Annotated in this window: 20 protein-coding genes and 1 riboswitch; of the genes, 10 read left to right on the plus strand and 10 right to left on the minus strand. The window is 57.1% G+C overall.

Annotated features, from left to right (window positions below):
- Positions 1–249: 249 nt before the first annotated feature.
- From JFN93_RS07705 to JFN93_RS07715, 3 genes are all read left to right on the plus strand, one after another.
- Positions 250–969: a hypothetical protein gene (locus JFN93_RS07705; RefSeq protein ID WP_199383424.1), complete on the plus strand. Its 720-nt coding sequence runs from the start codon at positions 250–252 to the stop codon at positions 967–969.
- 1 nt (position 970) lies between these two features.
- A complete protein-coding gene (locus JFN93_RS07710) occupies positions 971–1855 on the plus strand; it encodes a L,D-transpeptidase (protein WP_199383425.1) in 885 nt (294 codons plus the stop codon).
- 366 nt (positions 1856–2221) lie between these two features.
- Positions 2222–2716: a PaaI family thioesterase gene (locus JFN93_RS07715; protein ID WP_199383426.1), complete on the plus strand. Its 495-nt coding sequence runs from the start codon at positions 2222–2224 to the stop codon at positions 2714–2716.
- A 108-nt stretch (positions 2717–2824) separates the two neighbouring features.
- Here the strand turns inward: JFN93_RS07715 and JFN93_RS07720 are convergent, their stop codons facing one another.
- The gene (locus JFN93_RS07720) at positions 2825–3145 is read right to left on the minus strand and encodes a hypothetical protein (protein ID WP_199383427.1); all 321 of its coding nucleotides are present in this window, start codon (positions 3143–3145) and stop codon (positions 2825–2827) included.
- A 269-nt stretch (positions 3146–3414) separates the two neighbouring features.
- Here JFN93_RS07720 and JFN93_RS07725 point away from each other — a divergent pair, with 269 nt between their 5' ends.
- The 4 genes from JFN93_RS07725 (at position 3415) to JFN93_RS07740 (ending at position 9235) form a co-directional block, all read left to right on the plus strand.
- Positions 3415–5241 carry a WD40/YVTN/BNR-like repeat-containing protein gene (locus JFN93_RS07725; RefSeq protein WP_199383428.1) on the plus strand — a complete coding sequence of 609 codons (1827 nt, stop codon included), beginning with the start codon at positions 3415–3417 and terminating at the stop codon, positions 5239–5241.
- A 249-nt stretch (positions 5242–5490) separates the two neighbouring features.
- Entirely contained in the window at positions 5491–7131 is a 1641-nt protein-coding gene (locus tag JFN93_RS07730) for an RCC1 domain-containing protein (RefSeq protein WP_199383429.1), read from the plus strand.
- 918 nt (positions 7132–8049) lie between these two features.
- Positions 8050–8631 carry a DNA-3-methyladenine glycosylase I gene (locus JFN93_RS07735; protein WP_199383430.1) on the plus strand — a complete coding sequence of 194 codons (582 nt, stop codon included), beginning with the start codon at positions 8050–8052 and terminating at the stop codon, positions 8629–8631.
- A 313-nt stretch (positions 8632–8944) separates the two neighbouring features.
- On the plus strand, positions 8945–9235 hold the full coding sequence (locus tag JFN93_RS07740) for a YciI family protein (protein ID WP_199383431.1): 291 nt from the start codon (positions 8945–8947) through the stop codon (positions 9233–9235).
- A gap of 73 nt (positions 9236–9308) precedes the next feature.
- Here the strand turns inward: JFN93_RS07740 and JFN93_RS07745 are convergent, their stop codons facing one another.
- On the minus strand, positions 9309–9647 hold the full coding sequence (locus JFN93_RS07745; RefSeq protein WP_199383432.1) for a DUF2917 domain-containing protein: 339 nt from the start codon (positions 9645–9647) through the stop codon (positions 9309–9311).
- A 170-nt stretch (positions 9648–9817) separates the two neighbouring features.
- Between JFN93_RS07745 and JFN93_RS07750 the strand changes: the two genes are divergently transcribed.
- Positions 9818–11260 carry an aminotransferase-like domain-containing protein gene (locus JFN93_RS07750; protein ID WP_199383433.1) on the plus strand — a complete coding sequence of 481 codons (1443 nt, stop codon included), beginning with the start codon at positions 9818–9820 and terminating at the stop codon, positions 11258–11260.
- Between the two features lie 300 nt (positions 11261–11560).
- Here JFN93_RS07750 and JFN93_RS07755 read toward each other — a convergent pair whose 3' ends face one another.
- Complete coding sequence (locus JFN93_RS07755; RefSeq protein WP_199383434.1) at positions 11561–11905, minus strand: ArsR/SmtB family transcription factor; 345 nt, start codon at positions 11903–11905, stop codon at positions 11561–11563.
- Entirely contained in the window at positions 11886–12338 is a 453-nt protein-coding gene (locus JFN93_RS07760; protein WP_199383435.1) for an SRPBCC family protein, read from the minus strand. Before JFN93_RS07760 ends, JFN93_RS07755 begins: the two co-directional genes overlap by 20 nt.
- 321 nt (positions 12339–12659) lie before the next feature.
- Positions 12660–12736, plus strand: a riboswitch (cyclic di-GMP riboswitch).
- 211 nt (positions 12737–12947) lie between these two features.
- On the opposite strand from JFN93_RS07760, the gene JFN93_RS07765 reads away from it, so the two are divergent.
- Complete coding sequence (locus tag JFN93_RS07765) at positions 12948–14582, plus strand: cytochrome c3 family protein (protein WP_199383436.1); 1635 nt, start codon at positions 12948–12950, stop codon at positions 14580–14582.
- 273 nt (positions 14583–14855) lie between these two features.
- On the opposite strand, the gene JFN93_RS07770 is transcribed toward JFN93_RS07765, so the two are convergent.
- Complete coding sequence (locus tag JFN93_RS07770) at positions 14856–15026, minus strand: hypothetical protein (protein ID WP_199383437.1); 171 nt, start codon at positions 15024–15026, stop codon at positions 14856–14858.
- Between the two features lie 470 nt (positions 15027–15496).
- Positions 15497–16456, minus strand: a complete 960-nt coding sequence (locus JFN93_RS07775) for a hypothetical protein (RefSeq protein WP_199383438.1) — start codon at positions 16454–16456, stop codon at positions 15497–15499.
- 232 nt (positions 16457–16688) lie between these two features.
- Here JFN93_RS07775 and JFN93_RS07780 point away from each other — a divergent pair, with 232 nt between their 5' ends.
- Entirely contained in the window at positions 16689–18206 is a 1518-nt protein-coding gene (locus JFN93_RS07780) for a methyltransferase (protein ID WP_199383439.1), read from the plus strand.
- Positions 18207–18376: 170 nt separating this feature from the next.
- Here the strand turns inward: JFN93_RS07780 and JFN93_RS07785 are convergent, their stop codons facing one another.
- The 4 genes from JFN93_RS07785 to JFN93_RS07800 all read right to left on the minus strand — a co-directional run bounded on the left by JFN93_RS07785 (position 18377) and on the right by JFN93_RS07800 (position 22637).
- A complete protein-coding gene (locus tag JFN93_RS07785) occupies positions 18377–19243 on the minus strand; it encodes a DUF1835 domain-containing protein (RefSeq protein ID WP_199383440.1) in 867 nt (288 codons plus the stop codon).
- Between the two features lie 43 nt (positions 19244–19286).
- The gene (locus tag JFN93_RS07790; protein ID WP_199383441.1) at positions 19287–19742 is read right to left on the minus strand and encodes a hypothetical protein; all 456 of its coding nucleotides are present in this window, start codon (positions 19740–19742) and stop codon (positions 19287–19289) included.
- 118 nt (positions 19743–19860) lie between these two features.
- On the minus strand, positions 19861–20955 hold the full coding sequence (locus JFN93_RS07795) for a rhomboid family intramembrane serine protease (protein ID WP_199383442.1): 1095 nt from the start codon (positions 20953–20955) through the stop codon (positions 19861–19863).
- A gap of 128 nt (positions 20956–21083) precedes the next feature.
- Positions 21084–22637, minus strand: a complete 1554-nt coding sequence (locus JFN93_RS07800) for a zinc metalloprotease (protein WP_199383443.1) — start codon at positions 22635–22637, stop codon at positions 21084–21086.
- Positions 22638–22664: the final 27 nt, after the last annotated feature.

A 22664-nucleotide genomic window follows, 5' to 3' on the forward strand; every position in this document is an offset into this window, starting at 1 on the left:
CCATCACACTGTGGGAGCGCCATTCCTGGCGCGATGGATCTCCCCCCCAAGAAAAACCAAATCCCCACCGCACCGCCCCCCCGCCCGAATCTATAACACGACACACGAAGCGTTTTATATGGTACTATCAAGGTAGCCCGAAGCTGTATCAGATGGCAGCACCTTTGGCATAGCTGCCACCTTATGAGAACAATCTTTCTCCTGCCGCTTGGGTTCAAACAGTCCGTACGCCTCAGATGAGGTCGGGCCATGGTCACGGGAAGCCCACAGCAAAGCGCAACGGTTGCCGGCACTCTCAAAAAGCCGCGCTGGCATGAACTTCGTGTTGCCTATCCCCGCCTGGCTTACTCATTGGTTTTCTCCATCTTCGCCCTTCTCTGTATCAACGTCCTCCTCACCTACTACTCGTATCATGCCCGTCAGGATGAGCTCGCGCTGCGGGCTTCCCTGGAACGGGTCCAGGTCACGCACGACCAGGCCCTCACCGCCACGGAAGGCAACCTCGCCGCAAACGTGGGAGCCCAGGCACGGCGGGCAACCCTTGCCGCACGGGCGATGCACCTCTCCATCGATACCGGCAAGGGGACCATGTACCTTCTGCGCGACGGAGCGGTCCTGCGGGAGATGGCGGTCCGTCTGCCCAAGCCGGCCGGCACCGCCGACCCGCTCCGCTCGCCGCGGGGGCGGCGCTTCGTGGTGCGCGTGGTGGACGAAACCTATCCCTGGGAGGTCCCGCGGTCGGTTTTTCAGCAGCGCGGACTGCCGATTCCCGCCGACCGTAACGTGCGCGGCGCCCTGGGGCCGGTCGCCGTCATCCTCGATGGCAATGCCGTGATCTATTCGCGTCCGAAGTCCGGGCCGCTGAGCGACCGGGAATACGTGCTCCCGGGGAGCGTGCGGGCCCAGGCCGACGACCTAAGAGCCGTGCGGGCGGTGCTCAAGCCCGGCATGGCGATCTATCTCTATTGACATGAGAGCCAACGTCGCAGGGCATATTCCGGAGTATTCGGAACGGATCGGGAACTTCATCCACCTGGGGGGCTTGCGCTACGTCGCGATGCTGGTGGTGGTCATGGCAATCGGCGCCGTGCAGGTGTTTGACGCCCTTCAGGCGCGGGACCAGCTCCAGGCAACCCGCGAAGAACTGCAGCAGTGGCAGGAAGGTTTGGCAGACGCCCAGGCGAACCTGGCCCTTTCCCAACAGATGCTGAGCGAGGCCGAGGAAACGCCCCCGCCGACCGGCCGGCACCCCTATATCGTGATCAGCCTCTACGACCGGCGCCTTTGGTACAAGAAAGAGGGGAACACCCTGATGACCACGCGGGTCGCCACCGGAAGCGGCAAGCGGCTGATCAAGGAGGGGGGGAGCAGCACCTGGAAATTCGACACCCCGCGCGGGCGCCTGAGCGTGGTGAGCAAGGAGGAGAACCCGCTTTGGGTTCCGCCGGACTGGTTCTACGTCGAACAGGCGCGCAAGAAACACCTGGGGCTGATGCACCTGCAGCACGGGCAGACGATCCCGCTCGGCGACGGCTCGGCGGTGAAGGTCGCCGGGGCCGACGTGGTCCGGGTCTACCCGGACGGGCATACCCGGGTCCTGCGGGCGACCGAAGAGCACCACATCATCCTCAACGGCAGGATCCTGGTCCCACCGATGGAGACCAACCAGCGCCGGTTCGACAAGGTGCTCGGGACCCACCGGCTGAATCTCGGCCACGGCTATGGCCTCCACGGCACCAACCAACCCGACTCCGTAGGACGGGCGGTCAGCCACGGCTGCGTAAGGCTGCACAACGAAGACATCGCCAAGCTCTACCAGATGGTCCCCATCGGAACCCCGGTCTATCTCTACTGAACGTCCAGATCGACGAGAGGAAATCCCACGTGACACCACAAGAAGTCCCCCTTTAACAAAGGGAGATTTAGAGGGATTTGCCTCTAAGGTGTTGACGTTTCCTCTCGTTCCCAGGGTCCACCTTGGGAACGTTTCCCTTCCCGGAAGCTCCAGCTTCATCTTCAACCGCGGGCTGGCATCCCGTGCCCACGCGGCAGCTGCCCACCCTGCAATTGCCGTTTCATCGACATGTCTCTGCGTTCAGCTGCCGCAGCATTTTCCCAGGGACGACTTTATAACGACGTTCCCCTTTATTTTGAACTCGAAACCTGCTATGGTTGCCGACGTTGACGTTGACGTAAGCAATCCGGCAAGGAGGTAGGTTCCGTGTCCGAAGCAAGCAACTGCAAAGCATCTTTCACTCCCGAGGAAACCGTCGATCTGAGCGGCGAGAAGGGGTGGGTCCCTTTCGCGGCATCCGCCCTGGTCGGGGAATCCCTTAAATTCGTATCCGGCGACCCGCACGGCAACCGTTTCCGGATCCGTTACTACCGCGACGAGCACAAGCAGCTGCAGGCCCGCATCTGGTTTGGTCCCGAGACCGAAGGGCCGCCCGACAACGCCCACGGCGGCTCGATCGCCGCGGTCTTCGACGAAGTGCTCGGCCTTGCCGCCTGGGCGGCCGGCTACTCCATCGTGGTCGGCAACCTCAACGTGAGCTTTAGGAAACTCCTCCCGATCCGGCACATCGTCACCCTGGAAACCGAAGTCGTCTCGGTGGTCGGGCGCAAGGTAACCGTCCGGGGCCGGATCAGAAACGGCGAGACCGTCTACGCCGAAGGCGAAGCCCTCTGCATCACCATTCCCGAGAAAACCAAGTAAGAGCACCACACGCTGATCGAAACAGGAAAGGCACCCAAGGTGATTTGGGTGCCTTTCCTATTCACTTCTTCCTTGCTACGCCTGCCATCTTCGCCACTCTCACCCTGATCAATTCTCGGATATCCTGCCCCCTTTGAGGACGACATCTCCGGCCCCGCGGCACTGGACGGTCCGACCGCTGATCAAAATGTCGCCGCTGCTTTTGAGGGCAATGGTCGCCGGACCTGACCTCAAAACGATCTCGTCGTCAGCTTCAAAAAGGATCGACCTGGCCCGCAGCGTGCTGGTTCCGCCAACCTCGGTGGTAAAATCCTTGCCCACGCTGAGGGTCCGGTCCCCCCCCACCTTCTCCGTCATCCTCCCTCCCACCAGTACGCTCCTCGCCAGCCCCACCTCCTCCGCCTTGGCTCCGGCAACCGTTTCGTTCATCGCCCCACCGACCGTCACGCGGTCATGGTCTCCTGGAAGATGGGGTAGTTATTCCGAAGCGACAGCCGCCATACCGCCGAAACCACGACGCCCCGGGGCAGGAAGTACTCGAACATCACCCGCAACGAAGAAAACCTCTCATTGCAATTTGGCGTGGATATAGTGGCCTCAGGAAAGTCAGCCAGCGGGAAATGTTCCTTCATTGTCAATGGATAAATACATAGACGTAACAATTTTGATGTATTGTGCTCAACCTGGAGGTGCCGTACATGCGCGCTACATCAGTATTTTTTCTAGCAATCGCTGCTTTTTCTCTAGCCTGTTTTGGTTGTAGTGGCGGGGGTGGGTCCTCTAGCAGTGGTCCATCATTGAACGGCAATGTTATTTCTGGGGTCGCATCAAAAGGAATAATAGCAAACGGAAACATTAAAATATACTCGTTAAAAAGCGACGGCAGTAAGGGTGATTTGCTTGCTTCGGCATTAACTGACAGCAACGGTGAGTACGCAGCTACGGTCGGTTCATACTCTGGCCCTGTACTTGTGGAAGCCAGTGGCAATTATCAGGATGAAGCCACAGGGCAGCAAATGACTATTTCCGCAAATGCTCCATTAAGAGCGGCATACCCCAACATTACCGGCGCGACAACAATTTCAGTATCACCATTTACAGAAATTGCAGTCAGAAAAGCAAGTTCAACGTCTTTAACACCTACTAGTATCAATACAGCTAACAATTTGATAGCCAGCATTTTCACATTTGACTCAATCAAAACAAAGCCTCTAGCAATGACTGTTGCTGCACTACAGACATCAGCCCAGTCGCAAAAAGATTACACCTTGGCTCTTGCCGCATTGTCTCAAATGGCCAAAACTTCTGGCACCCCAGTAAGCAATGTAATCGATGCGATAAGTGGCGATATCATTAGCAAAAATGCTTTAAGCACAACCTTGGCTGGTTTTATTGCAGCATTGCATTTATACCAAGACAACAATCCTCCGATCAAACAGGTAGTAAAAGATACGGGTGGTACACAGCTTGAGCTAATTGGATCATTGTTTTTACCAGTAAATTCAATTGCAACTGGCTCAGACGGAGCATTATATGCAGGCATTAATGCATTTACGCGGTTTTCCTCTGCAAAAATCAACACTTTCAAGTCATACTCTTCTGCCTCTTTATACAGGTTATCACCGGGGGCGAGTCACTGGCAGTTATACAGTAAAGTTCCTACTACTAATTCTGGTTACCGACTGATTATAGACCCTACATCTAGTTACTCTGCAACAAGGCTATACTTTTGTTCAGAGTATGCAGTATTTACGAGTGGTGATTCGGGACAAAGCTGGACCTCACTTGGAGGCGCTGGACTTCTCGAAGATATTGCAATTGATTTTTCTGGACAACCAACAACGAATCCCAATATCTATATTGCTACGCTGGGCTGGCTGTACATGAGCAGTTATTTGAATAACTCCTTTAGCTGGAATTTAATTGGTAATGGCCTTCCTGCTAAAGCAACGCTGAGCTCAATAACCATCGACCCAAATCATCCCAATGTACTGTATGCAGGGGGACATAATGGTGGTGTAGGAACTGGCGTATACAAGAGTAGTGACGGAGGACTAAACTGGTCATTTATTAGCGGCAACGCAGACAATGGGCTAGATTTTACTGAAAAACAGCCTGACGGTACGTTTGCCACATTCCATAGAGACATCTCCTCAATACTAGTTGATCCAAGAAACTCAAATACAATTTATGCCGGAGCCTACAATTCTGGTCTCTGGAAAAGCACTGACGGTGGAAATACTTGGTTCCAACTTAAAAATGAACTCAGTGGGTGGATAAGCCGTTTGGTTATTGACGCATCAGGCCGACTCTACGTAATGAGTCTGAATGGTTTATACTATTCCAATGACGGTGGGAAAACGTGGCTTTCAACTCTTACAACCGCCGGTCTGACGCGAAATGTTGGCGATCTAGCCATAGATAAAACCAACCCTAATATTATTTACGTCGCATATGGTGGCGGAATCCTTAAGGGAACATTTAATTCCAACAACTCAATATCTTGGTCAAACATCACCCAGTGAAGAGGCAATTCAAAGTTAAATTTAACTCAAAGATTTACATAAAAAAAATATAACCGTCACACATTTTAGACAATTTCCTGTTATAAAGGTCCCACATCCGGGAACTTTGCTGACATCGCGATGAACCAGAAAGCCCGCAAATGAGACAACGGTCTCTTTGCGGGCTTTTTTTTGGCTAAAAAACTCCGCTCTGCAGCCAGGATAAATGGAGTTGAAACTAAAATACATTTATTTAAGCCCGGGGGCAAAATGAGAATGATCAACCAAAGGAGCGGACTACGGCAGCTTGCCCATACATTCATAATCATCTTGCTCATGGTTCCAGGAATAGCCAATGGAGCCAACCTAACCAACGTGGTAGGAGGATGGTTTACAGACCCATTCTTTGGCCTTAAGGACGATGGTACGGTCTGGCAATACAATTACTGGATGGCACCGACGAATATACGTCCAGATTTCCAGGTAGAAGGGGCGGTTAATGTTGTTGATCTTTCCCAGAGTATGAGCGAAACACTTTTTCTCAAGGCTGATGGCACATTGTGGGGATTGGGAGGGAATAGTACTTGCAACTTGTTTGATAACTCCGGCAGCAATGGATACACGGCGTCTGTCGTTACCTCACCAATCCAGCTGACGGATTTTTCAAATATCAAATCCATTAACGCTGGCGTCGATAATACAATAATAGTTAAAAGCGACGGCACAATTTGGGGTAAAGGACGTAATGCAAATGGAGAACTTGGAGATGGCACGCAGCTAACTAGGTGCGCTCCAGTCAAAGCGCTCGGGTTTGGAAATGCAAAGGCTGTTTCTTCTAAAGGCGGGCATGTTCTTGCACTAAATAACGATGGTGCTGTTTGGGCCTGGGGATATAACGGGCATGGTCAATTAGGGAATGGAACATTCAATAACAATAACATTCCAGAGCAGGTCCAAGGGTTATCTGGTATTACTGCAATTGCAACAAGTGAATTTAACAGCGTGGCCTTAAAAAACGATGGTAGTGTTTGGGTGTGGGGTGGGTATGATGAAATAAAAACTCCATATAAGCTTTCTGGGCTGAACGGCATTACTGAAATCGCAGCTGGAGACGGCTACGTAATTGCTCTAAAGAGTGATGGCACAGTTTGGATGGCCGGATCTTTTTCATCAACTTGGGGTTCATTTACGCCAATAACAGTAGTTAAACAGGTCTCAGGCATCTCAAACGTACTGCATATCGGGAGTGGATATCAAGAAATAGCTGCAGTAAAAAGCGACGGGACTTTTTGGTACTGGGGCTATTATCATAGTTCTACGCCATCGCAATATGCTGATACGGTCTTCGAAATTGATTTTACCGGCAATGGAAGTGGAACCGTTAGTGCATCAGGGGGATATGCCTTTTCAACAAACTCTACAATGCTATTCCCACAAAATACCAATGTAATCTTGAAATCAAATCCAACGAGTGGATCAACACTTACTTCCTGGACCGGTTGTGACTATGTAAACGGCGATCAATGTACAGTTGGAATGAATGCTGCTAAAAAGGTCAATGCGCAGTTTGACATTCAAACGTTTACTATGGTTACGAGCAGTTCTGGAAATGGCACTATTAATCCCACATCTCGGGCTGTCAATTACAATGATAGCTTCTCATTTACCATTACCCCGAATACTGGCTATACGATCGACAAACTATATGACAACGGAGTTGATGTTTCCTCAATGGTATGGATCGATAAAAGTAACTTTGGATATAGCTTGTCCCATGTGACAAGCAACCACACACTTCAGGTAAGCTTTAAACAAGGGGTTATTCCAGCAGTGCCCGCTTTGTCAATACCTATCCTCATACTCCTGGCTTCCGTGTTGAGCGTAAGTCTCTACTGGCAAACCAAAAGGTAGTCGAAGAAGCAGTTAATCAGTTTTCCTCTCTGTCACTGCCTGATAGAAAGAAGGTGGGGGTATTGCCACCTTCTTCTCAATGTCCCATTTTCCGCTGATTTCGTAAATGGAATACCAGACGCCTACCTTGCTTCGCCGCTCCACATTCCATACCAGCTTCAATTAGCACCTTCACCCTGCCGTAACGATCGGTATATATTTTTTCGCCCGGCGGCCCCACCACCAACGCCGTCTGGATTCCCGGCACCTCGACCTTCGGTGTGCGCCGCACCGGGCGGAAAGGTATTGTCGCGGACACCTGCCGCAAACTCGTTGCCATATCTCATATGCCACGCTTTGCCTTTCCTGCTGCGCCTGGGGCCATTCTCCGTAGTGCACCACCCAGAGCAGAAGGTAGGCGCCAATCAGCTTAATGCACTGATGTTTAGCAAGGCCGAAGCTGATCCTGGGGACAAATCCGGTACAGCAGCTCTCCCCTTCGACACGTTCCCTAAGTGCGGTCAGTTCCTGCAGCCTGATTCGGACCAAGTTGCCCGCAGTCCGGAACCCATTGCGGCAGGTTCATGGCGGGCCCCGAATGAGGAGATCAGGAGGGGTAAACAAAGAAGCCCCGTCGGCAGGATTCGGAGCGGGATGAACGTGCGAGAGCACGGCTTGCAGCGGACAGGGTGAGGATAGGGTTAACTGGGACAACATACCCTTTGGACAAGACGTCACCCCGTAACATGCGCGGCTCAGAAGCAAATTTCCCTAAATCCCCCCTTTGCTAAGACTTCAAACCCTCAACTAAGCCGGCACGAGAGATTTTTCCTGACCTTTGTTAAAGGGATATTTCCTTTTGCTTTGGTTTACCGAAAGATCGTGCTAGGTTGCGTCGACGCGCTTGATCATGAAGATACTCCCTTCAGGAGGCAAACGATGGATACCTCTCCAAACCTCACCCGCTGCGCCTGGGCGGGTAGCGATCCGCTCTACCATGACTATCACGACCGGGAATGGGGGGTGCCGGTGCACGACGACCGGCTCCTCTTCGAATTCCTCATCCTGGAGGGGGCGCAGGCCGGCCTCTCCTGGATCACCATCCTCCGGAAACGGGAAGCCTACCGGGCCGCCTTTGCCGGTTTCGATCCGGAGCTGGTGGCCCGCTTCGACGACGCCAAGACGGCCGAGCTTCTCGCCAACCCCGGCATCGTCCGCAACCGGCTCAAGATCGCCGCGGCCGTCGGCAACGCCCGTGCCTTTCTCAAAGTGCAGGAGGAATTCGGAAGTTTCGACGCCTACCTGTGGCGTTTCGTGGACGGCAAGCCGATCCAGAACGCAAGGAAGACGCTGAGCGACATCCCGGCGAGCACCCCGGTCTCCGACGCGCTGAGCCGCGACCTGAAAAAGCGCGGCTTCCGCTTCGTTGGGAGCACCATCTGCTATGCCCACATGCAAGCGGTCGGAATGGTGAACGATCACGTGGTGGACTGTTTCCGCTGGCGGGAACTGTCGGAATAGCCCAAAGCCCACCGCATGTCCAGTGCCACACATGTCCAGTGCCAGGCACCGCTTAATGAAATCCTGAAAGCCGACCGCAGAGGACGCCAAGGTGCGCCGAGGGACTTTTATTTGAACAGATGAAGGTTTCCCCTGCATCCCCTGCATCCCTGTTCAATGAATTTACCTCTACGCCGAAGCTGAGAGCTTCTGACCAGGATGGAGACGATCCGTATTCTTGTTTATCCTGTGCCCCCCGTTAATTTGATTTTCCTCTGTGTACCCCTGCGCCCTCTGCGGTGCGCTTTACTGATCCCAAAGGAGGAGAGTGAATATGTTTTTGATCGATGTCCAGTACCAGGTACCGCTTAATGAAATCGACGAGGCCCTGGAGGCCCATGTGGCGTTTCTGCGCGAGCAGTACGCCAAGGGGATCCTGGTTGCCTCGGGCCGCAAAATCCCCCGCACCGGCGGGATCATCCTAGCCCGCGGCATCACCCGCGAACAGCTGGACGCCGTTCTCGAGCAAGACCCGTTCAAGGCGCGCGGTCTCGCCCGGTATACCATCACCGAGTTCGTCGCAAGCATGACCGCGCCGGAGCTGGAAGCTTTTCGGGAACCCTGATTTCCCGCCGAGCTGAACCGGATGAAGGGGATAGTTGAGCCTTGGAAATCCTCTTCATCCCGTTCATCCCCGTTCAGAAAGTTTTTCCTCCGCGCCCCTCCGCGACCGTTGCGGTGCGCTTAATGGTTGTCGGGATCACCGGCCGGCGCAGCGCGGCAAACCGGCATGCCAGCCGTTCCAGCCAGCCGGTCGGCTCCGCCTCCGGCGGCAGGGTCAGGACCGCATCCCGCCACGCCTCGATGATCACCTTCCCCCGGCGCCGCACCACGAATTCCTCTTCCGGGCGCAGCAGGTAATCCCGCTCGTCGCCGCACTGGGTCAGCCACAACACCCCGGCCAGGCAGCGCACCCGTATCCCGCGGCAATCCCCCTGCAACGTCACCCCCTGTTCCTTTTCCAGGCTGATCTGCATGGCATCCTCCTTTTCCCGGGCTTCAGTATAGGTCCGGAGGGGGCCCCGCAAAAGATGCAGATCCCGGCAAAGTGAAGCGGTATAGTCGGCTCGGAACGCAAACTGTATCGGTGCACCTTGGTCGAAATTGTATCTGTACTGCAAGACGGCTTCGCGCTACTATGCCTGGCATGAACGGTCTATCGGGAGACAAAAACCTGCTCTACGAACAGGTCGCCGAACGGGTCGCCGCGCTGGTCGAACAAGGAACCTTCCAGCCGGGGGACCGGATCCCGTCGGTGCGGGGGCTAAGCCGCCAGCTCAAGGTGAGCCCGTCGACCGTGCTGGAGGCGTATGCCCTGTTGGAAGACCGGGGTGTGGTGGCGGTGCGGCCCCAGTCCGGCTACTACGTATGTCCCAAGCGCCCGGCGCCGCTGCGGCTCCCGGCCGGCGACCGTGAGCTTTTGCGCCCGACCAACGTGGACAACAGCGAACTCGCGCTGATGATCTACCGCGACGCCGGCGACCCCGCTTTCGTCCAGCTCGGCGCGGCGATTCCCGATCTTGACAATCTGCCGGTGGACCGCCTGAACCGGATGCTCTCCAGCGAAACGCGCCGGTTTGGCGGCCAGAGCCTATCTTACGAGCGCCCGGCGGGCAATCCCCGGCTGCGCCAGCAGATCGCCCGCCGGATGCTGACCGCCGGCTGTTCCTTTTCTCCGGACGATCTCCTCGTCACCAACGGCTGCACCGAGGCGGTGGAGCTCGCCCTGCGCGCCGTCTGCCGTCCCGGCGACACGGTGGTCGTCGAATCCCCCACCTTCTTCAATACCCTGCAGGCCATCGCCGCCCTCGACCTGAAGACCCTGGAGATCCCGGCCGATCCGCAGCACGGGGTGAATCTCGACACGCTCCGCTTCGTGCTGGAGAACAACCGGGTGAACGCCTGCCTCTTCATCACCAACTTCAGCAATCCCCTGGGGAGCGTGATGCCGGACGACGCCAAGCGGGAACTGGTGCGTCTGCTCGCGCGCCACGACCTGCCGCTCATCGAGGACGACATCTACGGCGATCTCCCCTTGGGTCCGAGCCGCCCCACGGTGGCCAAGGCCTACGACCCGGACGGGCGGGTGCTCCTTTGTTCCTCCTTTTCCAAGACCATCGCCCCCGGCTACCGGGTCGGCTGGATCGCGCCGGGCCGGTACCGCGCCGAGGTGGAGCGGCTGAAGGCGGTCACCAGTCTGACCAACGCGGTGCCGCCGCAACTCGCCATCGCCGAGTTTCTGGCCAACGGCGGCTACGAGGCACACCTGCGCCGGCTGCGCCGGATCTACGGCCGCCAGCTCGCGCTGATCACCCAGGCGGTGAGCGAGCAGTTCCCGGCCGGAACCCGCGTCTCCCGCCCCGAAGGAGGCTTCGTGCTCTGGGTCGAGATGCCGGAGTCCGTCGATTCGGTTCAGCTCTACGAAATGGCACGCGAGCGGGGGATCACCTTCGCCCCCGGGCCGGTCTTTTCCGCCCGCCCCGGGACCTACCGCAACTATCTGAGGCTGAGCGCCGCCTTCTGGTCCGACCGCGTCGCCGCCGGCATCGCCCTTTTGGGGAACCTCGCCGGAAAACTGCAGCGCCGCTGATCCCCCCTGCCCCATACAAAGAGAGAAGTTCCAACGACAAAAGGCGCATCTCCCTCTTGGCAAGCGACAAAAGGAGATGCGCCTTTACTTGTTAGCCAAACCGACGGCTCCGATGCCGGCAGCCTTGGCGGCTCATTTTTCATAGCAGGGATGAACCCGTGCCAGGGATTTACCAGCTACGTCTGGTGCATCCCCTGCATCCCCTCTATCCCTGTTGAACAGCTTTTCCCGTGTTAAGACCGCCTTTTCTCCGCGTCCCTCAGCGACCTCTGCGGTGCGCTTCCCGCTTCCCGCATCCCCTTACTCTTCGACAAAAGCCTTCAGCCGCATAAGCGCCTGGTCCCACTCCGCCGAGACCCGGTCCAGGTAATCCTTCACCTCGGCAAGCGGAGCCGGATCGAGCTCGTAGCGGCTCTCCCGCCCGGAGCGGACGCTGTGCACGATCCCCGCCTGCTCCAGGATCTTGAGATGCTTGGTGACCGCCTGCCGGCTCAGCTCGGTCCCCTCGGTGAGCTGCACGATGGAACTGGCGCCCCCGCGGGACAGTTTCGCCACCAGCGCCAGCCGGGTCGGGTCCCCCAGTGCCGCAAACACCGGGGCCGGCTCCGGCTGGCGTGCCGTCGGGCTAAGGTTTCTGCGCGACATGGGCCTCGATGTTCTGCAGCTGTTCGGACCAGCCGCCGTCGTTCATCCGGAACGCCTCTTCGCGACGGTGAGCCGGGATCTTGTCAAAGCCGGATTCCGTGACCCTAAGGAGCGTCCCGCCGGAAATCTCTTCCAGCCGGAATTCGACCAGGGTCGGCGTCTCCTGGGAATAGTCCACCGCCGGATCGGCCGGATAGGGGTGCCAGTGGTAGGAGAAGAGCCGCTTCGGCTCCATCTTGAGCACGTCGAACTCGACCACCAGCCACTCGTACCCCGGGTAGGTGATGTTGCCGCGCGTTACCTGTCCCGGAACGAAGGGACCCTCCAGGTTGATGTGGAACCACTCGCCAAATTCCTTATGGTCGGTCAGCGCCTGCCAGACCCGCGCCGGCGACGCCTTCAACTCGATGCGTTTCTCGATGCGATCGTTCATGTCATACCTCCCGTTGCGGCGGAAAAAACCGCAACCTTATGGTTGCATATTATCGGAACCGGACCAAAAAGGCAACCTTTGTGTCGCCCATCACGGGAGCCCGGATCCTGTCCTTTCCCTGAACATTTCCGACCCTTTCCTGAACAGCTGTGCCTTTTCTGAACAGCCTTGGCGCGGGTTGGGCAGCGATCGCAACGGGGTCCCCTTCCGCCCTAAAACGCCGCGCCAACTGCGTGTCAACCAATGCCGCGGCGCTGCGTTCTACAGATGGCACGCACCTTGCTCTATGTGCAGCACATGCAGGTAGTCATATAGATCGATACACGAGAATACTAAACCACCCGCGAGGGTGGGGCGGAAAGCCTACAGGGTCTCCACGAGACAGCCGGGTTGCCGAAATATCAAAGGATATTGGCAGCCCGGCTTTTTTTGTTGCCGATATCCGCCTGCGCATCCCACTCGAAGGAGGTATTCGGCAGCAGTGGTCCCCCGGGACCGATCGGCTTGAACGCAGGAAATGCACCCTGTCAGGGACGCGAAACACCGGCCGGTTGGGCCGGGGTAGCGTTTCCGCCCATGTGGAATTCGACTCATTATTCAGGAGGTAGTATGCAGTACAAGGTGTTGGGTTCTCTGTTCTTTTCGTTGATGACGATCGCTTTTTCTCTTTCGGCTCACGGTACCAGCGAGGCGGCCACCGCACCCAGCGGAGCTTCGCTCTACGCCACCTACTGTGCAAGCTGCCACGGGCAGTTGGCCAGTTCCACCAAGAAAGGGGCGACCACCGCGCGCATCACCAATGCCATCTCCACGGTGAGCGCCATGCGCTCGCTTTCCAAGCTGACCACCACCCAGATCCAGGCGATTGCCACCGCGCTCGCTACCACCACGTCGACGAGCGGCTCGGGCACCACGACCGGCTCCACCGGTTCCACCTCGACCGGCACGTCGACCACCACCTGGACCCCGCCGCCGGCCCAGATGCCCCCTTCCCACCCCGGCACGATCGTTCCGGCGCAAAACGGCGCGAGCTACGTCGTCTTCGCCTGGAACGACCTCGGCATGCACTGCGCCAACTCCAGCTACGACACCGCGGTGATCCTCCCCCCCTACAACAACGTCTGGGCGCAGGTGCTGCAGCGCGGCAATCCCCCCAAGGTGGTGACCGCGGGGCTGACCGTCGAATACCGCGTGGTGAACAACACCCTCTCTTCCAACAAGGGGACCTACTGGCAGTTCTGGCAGTACTGCGCGAAGCTCTTCGGGGTGAACCTCGCCACCGACACCGGCCTCAACCTGGTCGATCCGACCATCCACAACGGGCTTGCCGGAAAGATGGTGGCCAAAGGGGACCACTTCCAGGTGAACGGGGTTCCGATCACCCCCATCGACGACTCCGGCGTCTGGAATCCGTTCCAGGTGATCAAAGTGACCGTGAAGGACAAAAGCGGCAACATCGTGGCCCAGACCCGGACCACCATCCCGATCTCGGACGAGATCAACTGCGCCAAGTGCCATAACGGCAACAAGAACCCGATGCTCGACGTCCTTTTGAAGCACGACAAGAACGTGGGGACCAACCTGGTGAACCAGATGCCGGTCCTGTGCGCCTCCTGCCACGGGAGCCCGGCTTTGGGGACGAGCGGGCGCGGCACTTCCGGTAAATACCTCTCCGAAGCGATCCACGGCTACCATGCCTCCAAAGGGGCTTCCTGCTACGACTGTCATCCCGGCGCGAAGACCCAGTGCAGCCGAAGCCTCGCCCACACCGCCCCGGACGGCAACTGCACCACCTGCCACGGCAGCATGGCGACCATGGCCGCCTCGATCACCAACAACACCAAGGTCCCCTGGGTGAATGAACCGAAATGCGTGACCTGCCACGCCGGCGTGGCCCAGGTCGACACCGGCGCCACCCTCTTCAGAAACTCCGTCGGCCACGGCGGGGTCTACTGCTCCAGCTGCCACGGCAGCCCGCATGCCATGGTCCCCTCCCGGGTGGACATCGACAACTACCAGTCGCAGCAGTACCAGAACTACGCCAAGGCGATCGGCAGCTGCGGGGCCTGCCACGCGAACTCCAAAGGTGAAGGGCTCGGCGACTTCATGGAAGCCCACGGCAGCGGCAAACGCCCCAATGCCTGCTATGTCTGCCACACCGCCATCACCACGACCGACACGACGAAGTGGCCGCACCAGTTCCAATGGAAGGCCACCAAGGGGAGCGGCATCGTTTCCGATTAGCAGCGCCGCCCCGGCCACAGTGATATTCCCAAGTAGCGGAGCCCGGTTCGCCAGCGGACCGGGCTTCGCAACCTTTGCGCTGGGAGCCCTTCTCCGAGTTGCCACACTTTCGTCTCCGGCACCCCGGCACTCTGCAGGCTCACGCTAGACCAGAAACGGCCGGCTCCACCAACCTCATCAAACGTGAAAAAGAACGGCCGGCGTCCCCTTCGGGATGCCGGCCGTTTCTTTTTCACGCCTGGAAAATTGGTGATTTCGATCTGGAGAAAGAAACTAAACGAGCGGTTGCACGGACCCCTTCCAGGAAACCGAGCGGCGGGCATTGCGACGCTCCTCCGACGCTTTGTGGTATTCGGAATTCCGGTAAGCCAGGTACTGAACCGAAACGGCGACGATGCTCATAACAGTAAATGCGATTAATGCGGTTCCAAAGATAGCTTCCATGGTGGGTACCCTCCTAGGTATTGTTTTACAACAGGACTTTACGACAGGTTGGGCACCTCTTTGCGGGAACCATGCCAAAAATAATTCTGTGCAGTTACAATAGGTTAGGCGCATCGAGACCAGATATGGAATGTTCACCTACGGGACATCTGTGCGGAAAAGGGACCTCACTATTCTTAATCAGCCACACTGTCATTTTTTCAAGACCAGGCACCCTGCGGCTCGAAAAGGGACCTCTCGGCTCCAAAAGAAGTCCGTCCTTTGATCCCCCTTTGGCAAAGGGGGGCAGGGGGGATTTGGTTTTTGAGGATTTAGGTTCTACCTCACGTAAGAGCTGGACATTAGAGGCAAATCACCCTCCCCCCCTTTGCCTAAAGGGGGACTTCAAATCCTTGTTCAAGCAGCCACCGGCTCCCGCTTCATCACTCATCCTCAAATCAGTGCCCCCGTTCCTTGCTGCTCCCCTCCGGTCAGAAACCCGCCCCCCGGCGGTTGTGACCTTTCTTCCCCTGGCGTTCCGGAGCCGCCCCTTCCTCTTCGGCTCCGTAGCGTTGCAGGTCTTCCTTCCGAATATCAGGTAACGCCTCGGCGACCGCCGGAGTGCAAACCTTCGGACCGGCACCGGTTCCCGAAAGGTTCCGGTCCCGGAGGAAATCGTCGAGCACTGCAACCGCGGCGGTGGCCCTCCTTTCGGCGCTCCCCTCGGACCCGGCCAAAAGGGTGAGGATCCGCGCCAGGGCCGCAGACGCCTTCGGGTCATGGGTGGCCCAGTCTCGGGGCTGCCAACCGTTGCCAAAGATTTTCCGGGTCGCGCCTTCCGGGTAGCGGCCGGAGTCCACTTCAAGCCAATGTTGCTGCAGCAGCCCCTGGGCCTCGACACCCGTTCTCACGAGCACAGCCGTGGTCAGTCCCGGGGAAAACCGGTCCGCGACCCAAAGCTGCCACCGGGGCGCCCGGCCCAGTGCGCTCCCGTAGAGGGCCACCAATCCTTCCCGCCCCGTACCACTACGTCCGCTCCGCTCCAATTTCTCCTTGAAAAGATCGAAGGTTTCGACAAAGCCGGTCCAGGTATCGTCGGGAAGTTTCTGCGTCCCCTCAGCCGACTGCGCCAGCGCGAAAGACGGGGTCAGGGCCGCGCGCGGAGGCCCGAACTCCTGTTCCAACCTTGGTACCGCCTCGGCGGGGTTTTCCTGAGGCAGGGAAAAACTCCTGAGACTGATGCACGCGGTGAAGAGAAGCGGTCGCCAGTAGTCAAAATTGACCGCGTCGATCCCCTCCTGCTTTAGGGCACGGACCGTATTCTTGATTTGCCTGAGTTGCTGCCGGTCCGCCGTCGATTCGGCCCGTCTGCTCTGGTGCGGGCCGCCATCGGTGGCGCAGCCGGACGCCGCCAGGAGAATCAACATGGCGACAAGGCGTGCAGGGTTCATTGCCTACTCCTTTCCCAATGCGAGGGGAACATGGTCTTCCCATTTGCGGGGCGGTTCTTAAATTGCCCGTTCCTTTTAACCGAGCAATGAGGAGACAACATGGAGAAACCGTGGAGAAAAAAGCATGTCGGGGATGGAAATATCCTTGGTTGGTCCATCTTTCTTGCCGACTTGCTGCGCAGAATACCCCCCATGCAACAAGACCCCACCTATGCAGGGACGGAGGATGTCAGTGCGTGATGGAAGTTCCGCCGCAGACCGGATAGTTACTGAGGCCCCGACCTTCACCTTCGATGAAAAGGACGGGACGGCGCTGCGTCAAGCGGTGGCCCGGGTGACCGATCTCGGCTACACCGAGGCCCGGACGCGGGAACGGCTGGGGCTCGAGGATCTGGCCGATCTGAGATGGCGGGCGCTCCCGTTGTATCGGAGGGAGCGTCTTTGCGACCGTGATCCCCTGGCACTGCTCATCGATCTTTTTCTGCTCCAGGGCATTTTGCCCGCCGAGGAACTTGCTCGGCTGTTCGACCCTCCTGCCGCCGAGGTCCTACAGCGAAACGGTCTGCTCATCTGCGATGTCCAGGGAAGCTGGCGTGCCCGCGCCTCGCTCTATCCGGTCGGAAACCGCCTGGTCGTTTCGGACCACGCCTGGCCGAAACTGCCGCACCCGGGTTGGCACGCGATCCCTTTCGACCTGGTGATGTCGATCGGCACCGACAGCCGCTGGCTCTCCCGCACCACGTCGAGAAAGCCGGTCGGGTCCGCCCTGGACCTCTGCACCGGATCCGGCGTCCATGCGCTTTTGGCTGCGGCGCACGCCGAGCGGGTGGTCGCCGTTGACATAAGCCCGAGGGCCGTCCAGTGCACCCGTTTCAACGCCCGGCTCTTCGGTGCGGCAAACCTGAAGTGCTTAACCGGCGACCTGTATCAACCGGTCGGAGAAGAGCGGTTCGATCTCATCACCGCCAATCCCCCTTTCGTCCCCTCGCCGGTCCACACCCTGGGCTTCCGCGACGGAGGAAAGTCCGGCGAAGAGGTCCAGCGGCGTATTGTAGAAGGACTCCCCCGGCGTCTCGCCCCCGGGGGAACCGCCCACATCGTCACCGAGATCGGCGAGTCGGACGCGTTTTCGGTCGCCGATCGGGTACGCGGGTGGCTCGGCGACGCACCGATGGACGTCGTCATCCTGCGCCTGCGCGAACATTCGGCGGAGACCTATGCCATCGGGCACGCCGAGGGTGATTACGATTTTGGTGAGTTCCTGGAGTCGGTAGGAGAATGGTCGGAGAATTTAAGGCAACAGGGTTACGCCCGGGTCGTTTCGGTGCTCCTGTTCTTTCGATGGAGCGACCCCGCTGCCGGGCCGCCCTGGACCCGGGTTGAGACCGTTACACCGCCGGATCGCGACGCAGGGGGCGAAGTGGACGCTTTCTTTGCCATGGAAAAAGCGGCACGCCGGGACGACATTTCGTCTTGCCGGATCCGTCGGGCGCACCCCCTCGCGCTTACCGAGTCTTTCCTGCTCGGAGGCGAGCTGCGTTCCAAGGTACGAGCCCGCCTCCTCGGAAAAGCGCTGACTAGCGAGCACTGGCTGGAGGACCTGGAGCGGGACCTTCTCCTCATGACCGGAGAAGAAGTGGAGGTATCGAAACAGCTGGCGCGGTTGCACGGGATCGCCGCAAGCCCGTCCGACGCGGCGATGGCCCTGCGTTCCTTGCTGCGGCGGGGCCTCATCAACATCATCCCGTAGGAACAAGAAAGCCCCCCGTATTACTTCAACCAAACTGGGATGCATATGATGAAGGGGATTTACTCCAGGCAGCGCCGAGCAAATCCCCTTCATCCTATTCATCCCTGTTTAAAACGGTTTTCCTCGGCGTGCCTCCGCGCCCTCTGCGGTGCGCTTCCGAAGCGACGGCTCTACAAAGGGTAAATGAGATACGATTCGACGCCCCCTTGGCTGATCCACTGGGGGAGCTTTCCCGAAGGACCTTCAATCTTCACCAGGGGCGGGCTCAGCGTCGCCAGCCGGTTTATTTTTGCCCAGAGGGTACTGTCCCCCCAGTACTGGGGAGGCGTGTCATGCGCGGCAACATGCCGGAAGATTTCCCAAGGGTGGTGGCAGCCGGAGCGGATGGCATCGAGCGCCAATTGCTCCAGAAGCCCCAATCCGGTTTCCGGATCGGGCTGTTCCTTGAGCCAACGATCCACCGCCGCGGGGAGATAGGGCAGCGGCGCCGCGTCGTATTTCGCCAGAAGAGCGAATTCGTCCAGGTCCTGCAAGGCGAAGGCTCGGTCGACACGTTCGGCAAACCCGACCTGCTCGGCGGTTACCGGACTGCGTTGCCCGTAGACCGAAGCAAGCTGCTGGGGGGAAAGTTGTCCGATGCCGTTATACGGTTCGATCCCCGGGAAGGCGGCAACGCAAATGAGTTCGGGGGTGACCACGCCCTTGATCTTCAGACAGGCAAGGATGTGCGACAACATCGATTGATCGAAGAGGCAGGCGTCGAACCAAAGGATCACGGCATCGTATCCGGAGGCAGTTTCGAGTTTCCGGTACTGATCCCTCAAGGTCTCCAGAATATGCTGTCGGCCCAGCCCGCCGTCGGTGACCTCATCAAGAAATTGGGTGCGGGCCAGTAAGGTCTCCTCTTCCGGCCAGCCCGGATTCCGGGGACCTTCGTAAAGGATGTCATGCCAGACCAGCAAATCGCCCGTCACGCCGCTTTGCTTCAGGTTCTCCCCAGCGATGTCCCCGCTGGTAATATGTAGCACCCGTGTCATACCGCCCCTCTCACCCGTGGCAACAGTCTCCCAGATTCAGAACTTAATCAGGATTAAATACTTTGAACTTATCCTCGTCCAGATATTTAGCAAAGCTTGTAAACGTAGCTTGTACTTTCGGATCATTCAGGAGCTCCTGCATTGCTAGTTTTCCCATAACACTGAAGGCAGCTTTAAGCGGAGCTTCGCCGGCTTCTTTTCCCAACGCCTCTTTTGCCTCCGCCTTACAGTTTTCGGTCAGCAATCTGGTGACCATTCTAGCAAGCTCTTTGTCAAACTGATCCCGGTCTTTATCAGTCACGTTGGAAAGACTCTCGATTGTCGGGTGAACAGACATGCCGGCAAAAACCCATCGGGCCATATCCTTGCGATCTTTGCCTGTCGTATTGTCAGTCATGCAGGTAATGAGGGCATCGGTAGCTGGGCCGGCCAACACAGGTGTGGCGGTTATTAGCGAACCGACAAGAATTCCACCCAGAGCCAAAATATTCTTTTTCATGATCCTGCTCCTGTTGTTGTGACTATCTGCCTTTATCTGGGTGCATCTGCGGCTAGTGATTTCATGTTTGGGCCCATGCCCCCTTTGGGAAGACCAGCCGATTCTTTTCCGTTTATCACTACCTCACCGCCAGTTGAGCTTTTTTGTCCCCAAAGTCCAGGTACCACCAGAACAGTAGGCCTACGACTGCACCACCGAGATGGGCAAGAGATGAAACTTGGCCGCCCCCTGAGATCTGTGTTAACGCGCCGAGAATTTGCAAGCCGACCCAGAAGAGCAGGACGAATCCTACCGGAAAACGAAACCAGTGAAAAAACCAAAGGACTCCCACTTTGGCTCTAGGAAAGCGTAGAGCATAGTACGCCAGTATTCCGGAGATTCCCCCACTAGCCCCGATAGAAGGGACGGTAGCTCTCGGGTCTGCGACAATTTGGGCAACATCTCCTACCAGTGCAGCTAGGGCGATTAAGACGAGGAATTTTGCCGGGCCAAGGACGTCCTCGACGTTATCGCCGAAGACAACGAGAAAGTAAAGATTGCCGATCAGATGGATCATTCCGGCGTGGAGGAAGAAGGAAGAGACGAAAGTTATTCCCCCATGGCGCAGCGGGTTAACCGGCAGAAGTCCCCACTCCTTCACAATGTCATCGAGGCTGCCGAGAGATAGCAAGGTGACCACGACAATCACCGCAGAAAGGGCCCAGGTCGCGATGGGGAGGTTGGTAATAGTCCTCGAGTTGTACTCTACCGGAACGCCCAGAAACCCGAGGACGAGTTCCCACCCGTTGTCAGGGGAGCTTAGGCCGACATCTTTTTCTTCCTGCTGTTGCTTCAGCGAATCCAGCTGCAACATCGCAACCGCTTTTTTGCCCTCAGGGGAAAGCTCGGCACGTGCAGCAGGCAGTGCATTTTGCGGTAGATTCTCAAACTCATTCCGGTCGAACCAGAGAAACTGGCAGCTTCGGCAGAGGTCAACAACCTCACCACCAGCCTTCAGTTCGCACATGTTCACATTGCACACCGGGCACGGCACATCAACAGACGCCGGTGCAGCGTTGCCCTGCTTCCACAAATCACGGAAAGCAGAATCCGGAATCCGGGTCCGCACCACCGGAAGGGCGACGGCTCGTCCCGAACAGTTGGGGCAGATCCACACGTAGCTCTTATCGACAAGCGTTTTCCGCAATGCCATCCGGCACCGGGGACAGATCATCTGGGTTTCCTCATATCAATGCGATGCCACTTCATGCCTACTCTTCTATCCCGCCCCTTGGGAGTCCTTGTCAAATGTAGCCCCGGCACCTTGGACCTTCTTTGTCATCTTAACTTATCAACTTCTCTTTACTTTCTGGCTTTGATCTTGTTGATGGCTTCTTTGACAGGGTCGGACAGTACCAGCGTTTTTTCGTCCAGCCGTGAGGTACCATTCGAATAGGAATACGGGCACGTAGGGTCGGTGCTCCTTGGAATCCCCAAGGCCTTAAGGCTTGCCGGTACCAACTCCTTTGCAATTCGCTCCACGAGGCGCATGCGGGACTCGTGGTCCTCGGACAGATTCTTTGACAGCATCATGTAGTAGGACATCAGACTAGCAGGGGATTGCTGTCCCGATGAGTACAAACTGAAAACGAAGTTGCTGTCACCGGAAAATATGTTGTTCGCCGTAATTCCAACGTACATTACCCGGCTGTCATTACTCCGGTACCGTGCCAAAATTCGGGAAAATTCCTCCAAATAGGGGTCGACCAGATATGACCCGTCTTCCGTTTTAATTTTCTCTACCACGCTCTTTACCTGGTACCTTGTCAGGGGGTCCTTACTCTCTGCGGCCTTCGTTAGCCCTGTTATGTACTTGTCCTTGGTCCATCCCTGGAAATCTATTTTTTCCTCAGTCATCTTTACGATGGACTCCTGGACCGAGCGTTGGTAAGGAATCCGGTCTGGAGTACGCCATTTCCAGTTTTCCTTAAGCCTCCGAACCTTAACGGGGATCTCCGTGATCTTTTCGTACACTTTGGCAACATCTTTCAGCAACGTAACATCGCATGGTCCCAGTGGAACCAATACGACTTCCAGACCGGTCTCGCGTTTCGGGAGATAGGGAATAGATTCCATCCCCAGCGGCTGTTGGCCCAGGAATCTCATCGCCAGGGCCCTGATGGATTGATCTTCAGCGTTTTTCAGGATGATCCGGGCGCTATTCTCGGCGGCCTTTACATCAGCTGATTCCCGCACCACATCAGCGTGCGCGCGGTAGTTGTAGGGAGACGTCGCCAGTAGTTCCTGCAAGATCGGCCACGCCTCCTTTTTCTTGTTCTCCTTTACCAGTTCAAGGTAGTAATCATAGATCTCCGTCCCCCATGACCCCATAGCGACATTTCCCGCACTCTTTGCCTCAAGGTACCGTTCTCGATTTGCCAACTCTTTTAGAATCCGGAACTTCTCATCCAGGTCGACTCTTTCGAAGGCAACTCCGGTGTAGGTCCAAATGTGGACCGCCGTAGGCACCGCGAAAACGAAAACGGTGCGCCTCATTTCGTTGTTGTCGATTTTGGCGTACATCTCGTTGTTGTTGAGAACAATGTACTCTCCACCATTAGAACCTATCTCTTTGGTAAAGTTCTGAAAGAGATAGGACATGACAGCCCGGAGTTTCGGCGCATCGACCTTGATGTTCTGCACTCCAACAAACGAAGCGTTATCTTTACTGTACAGGTACAACTCGACTCCATCCCGGGTTGAATGTTGGACCAGACTCGAACCAGGAAGGCTATTTTCGACAGCAGAAAGGTAGAAGCTCGGAAGAAATAATGGTTTCTCAAGGCCAAACGCCGGCTGACCGCCTATTCCCAACACAAGAACGCCAAGAAGAAATACTTCCTTCAGTCTAATCACTCCTGCCTCCTTGAGGATGCCAAGATG

Origin of the sequence: Geomesophilobacter sediminis (assembly GCF_016458275.1) — a bacterium.
Taxonomy (GTDB): Bacteria; Desulfobacterota; Desulfuromonadia; order Geobacterales; family Geobacteraceae; genus Geomesophilobacter; species Geomesophilobacter sediminis.

What these genes read in the sequence shown, in the direction of transcription:
- JFN93_RS07705 (WP_199383424.1), top strand. Translation starts at nt 250, where the DNA reads ATGGTCACGGGAAGCCCACAGCAAAGCGCAACGGTTGCCGGCACTCTC.
- JFN93_RS07710 (WP_199383425.1), top strand. Translation starts at nt 971, where the DNA reads ATGAGAGCCAACGTCGCAGGGCATATTCCGGAGTATTCGGAACGGATC.
- JFN93_RS07720 (WP_199383427.1), bottom strand. Translation starts at nt 3,145, where the DNA reads ATGAACGAAACGGTTGCCGGAGCCAAGGCGGAGGAGGTGGGGCTGGCG.
- JFN93_RS07725 (WP_199383428.1), top strand. Translation starts at nt 3,415, where the DNA reads ATGCGCGCTACATCAGTATTTTTTCTAGCAATCGCTGCTTTTTCTCTA.
- JFN93_RS07730 (WP_199383429.1), top strand. Translation starts at nt 5,491, where the DNA reads ATGAGAATGATCAACCAAAGGAGCGGACTACGGCAGCTTGCCCATACA.
- JFN93_RS07735 (WP_199383430.1), top strand. Translation starts at nt 8,050, where the DNA reads ATGGATACCTCTCCAAACCTCACCCGCTGCGCCTGGGCGGGTAGCGAT.
- JFN93_RS07740 (WP_199383431.1), top strand. Translation starts at nt 8,945, where the DNA reads ATGTTTTTGATCGATGTCCAGTACCAGGTACCGCTTAATGAAATCGAC.
- JFN93_RS07745 (WP_199383432.1), bottom strand. Translation starts at nt 9,647, where the DNA reads ATGCAGATCAGCCTGGAAAAGGAACAGGGGGTGACGTTGCAGGGGGAT.
- JFN93_RS07750 (WP_199383433.1), top strand. Translation starts at nt 9,818, where the DNA reads ATGAACGGTCTATCGGGAGACAAAAACCTGCTCTACGAACAGGTCGCC.
- JFN93_RS07755 (WP_199383434.1), bottom strand. Translation starts at nt 11,905, where the DNA reads ATGTCGCGCAGAAACCTTAGCCCGACGGCACGCCAGCCGGAGCCGGCC.
- JFN93_RS07760 (WP_199383435.1), bottom strand. Translation starts at nt 12,338, where the DNA reads ATGAACGATCGCATCGAGAAACGCATCGAGTTGAAGGCGTCGCCGGCG.
- JFN93_RS07765 (WP_199383436.1), top strand. Translation starts at nt 12,948, where the DNA reads ATGCAGTACAAGGTGTTGGGTTCTCTGTTCTTTTCGTTGATGACGATC.
- JFN93_RS07770 (WP_199383437.1), bottom strand. Translation starts at nt 15,026, where the DNA reads ATGGAAGCTATCTTTGGAACCGCATTAATCGCATTTACTGTTATGAGC.
- JFN93_RS07775 (WP_199383438.1), bottom strand. Translation starts at nt 16,456, where the DNA reads ATGAACCCTGCACGCCTTGTCGCCATGTTGATTCTCCTGGCGGCGTCC.
- JFN93_RS07785 (WP_199383440.1), bottom strand. Translation starts at nt 19,243, where the DNA reads ATGACACGGGTGCTACATATTACCAGCGGGGACATCGCTGGGGAGAAC.
- JFN93_RS07790 (WP_199383441.1), bottom strand. Translation starts at nt 19,742, where the DNA reads ATGAAAAAGAATATTTTGGCTCTGGGTGGAATTCTTGTCGGTTCGCTA.
- JFN93_RS07795 (WP_199383442.1), bottom strand. Translation starts at nt 20,955, where the DNA reads ATGATCTGTCCCCGGTGCCGGATGGCATTGCGGAAAACGCTTGTCGAT.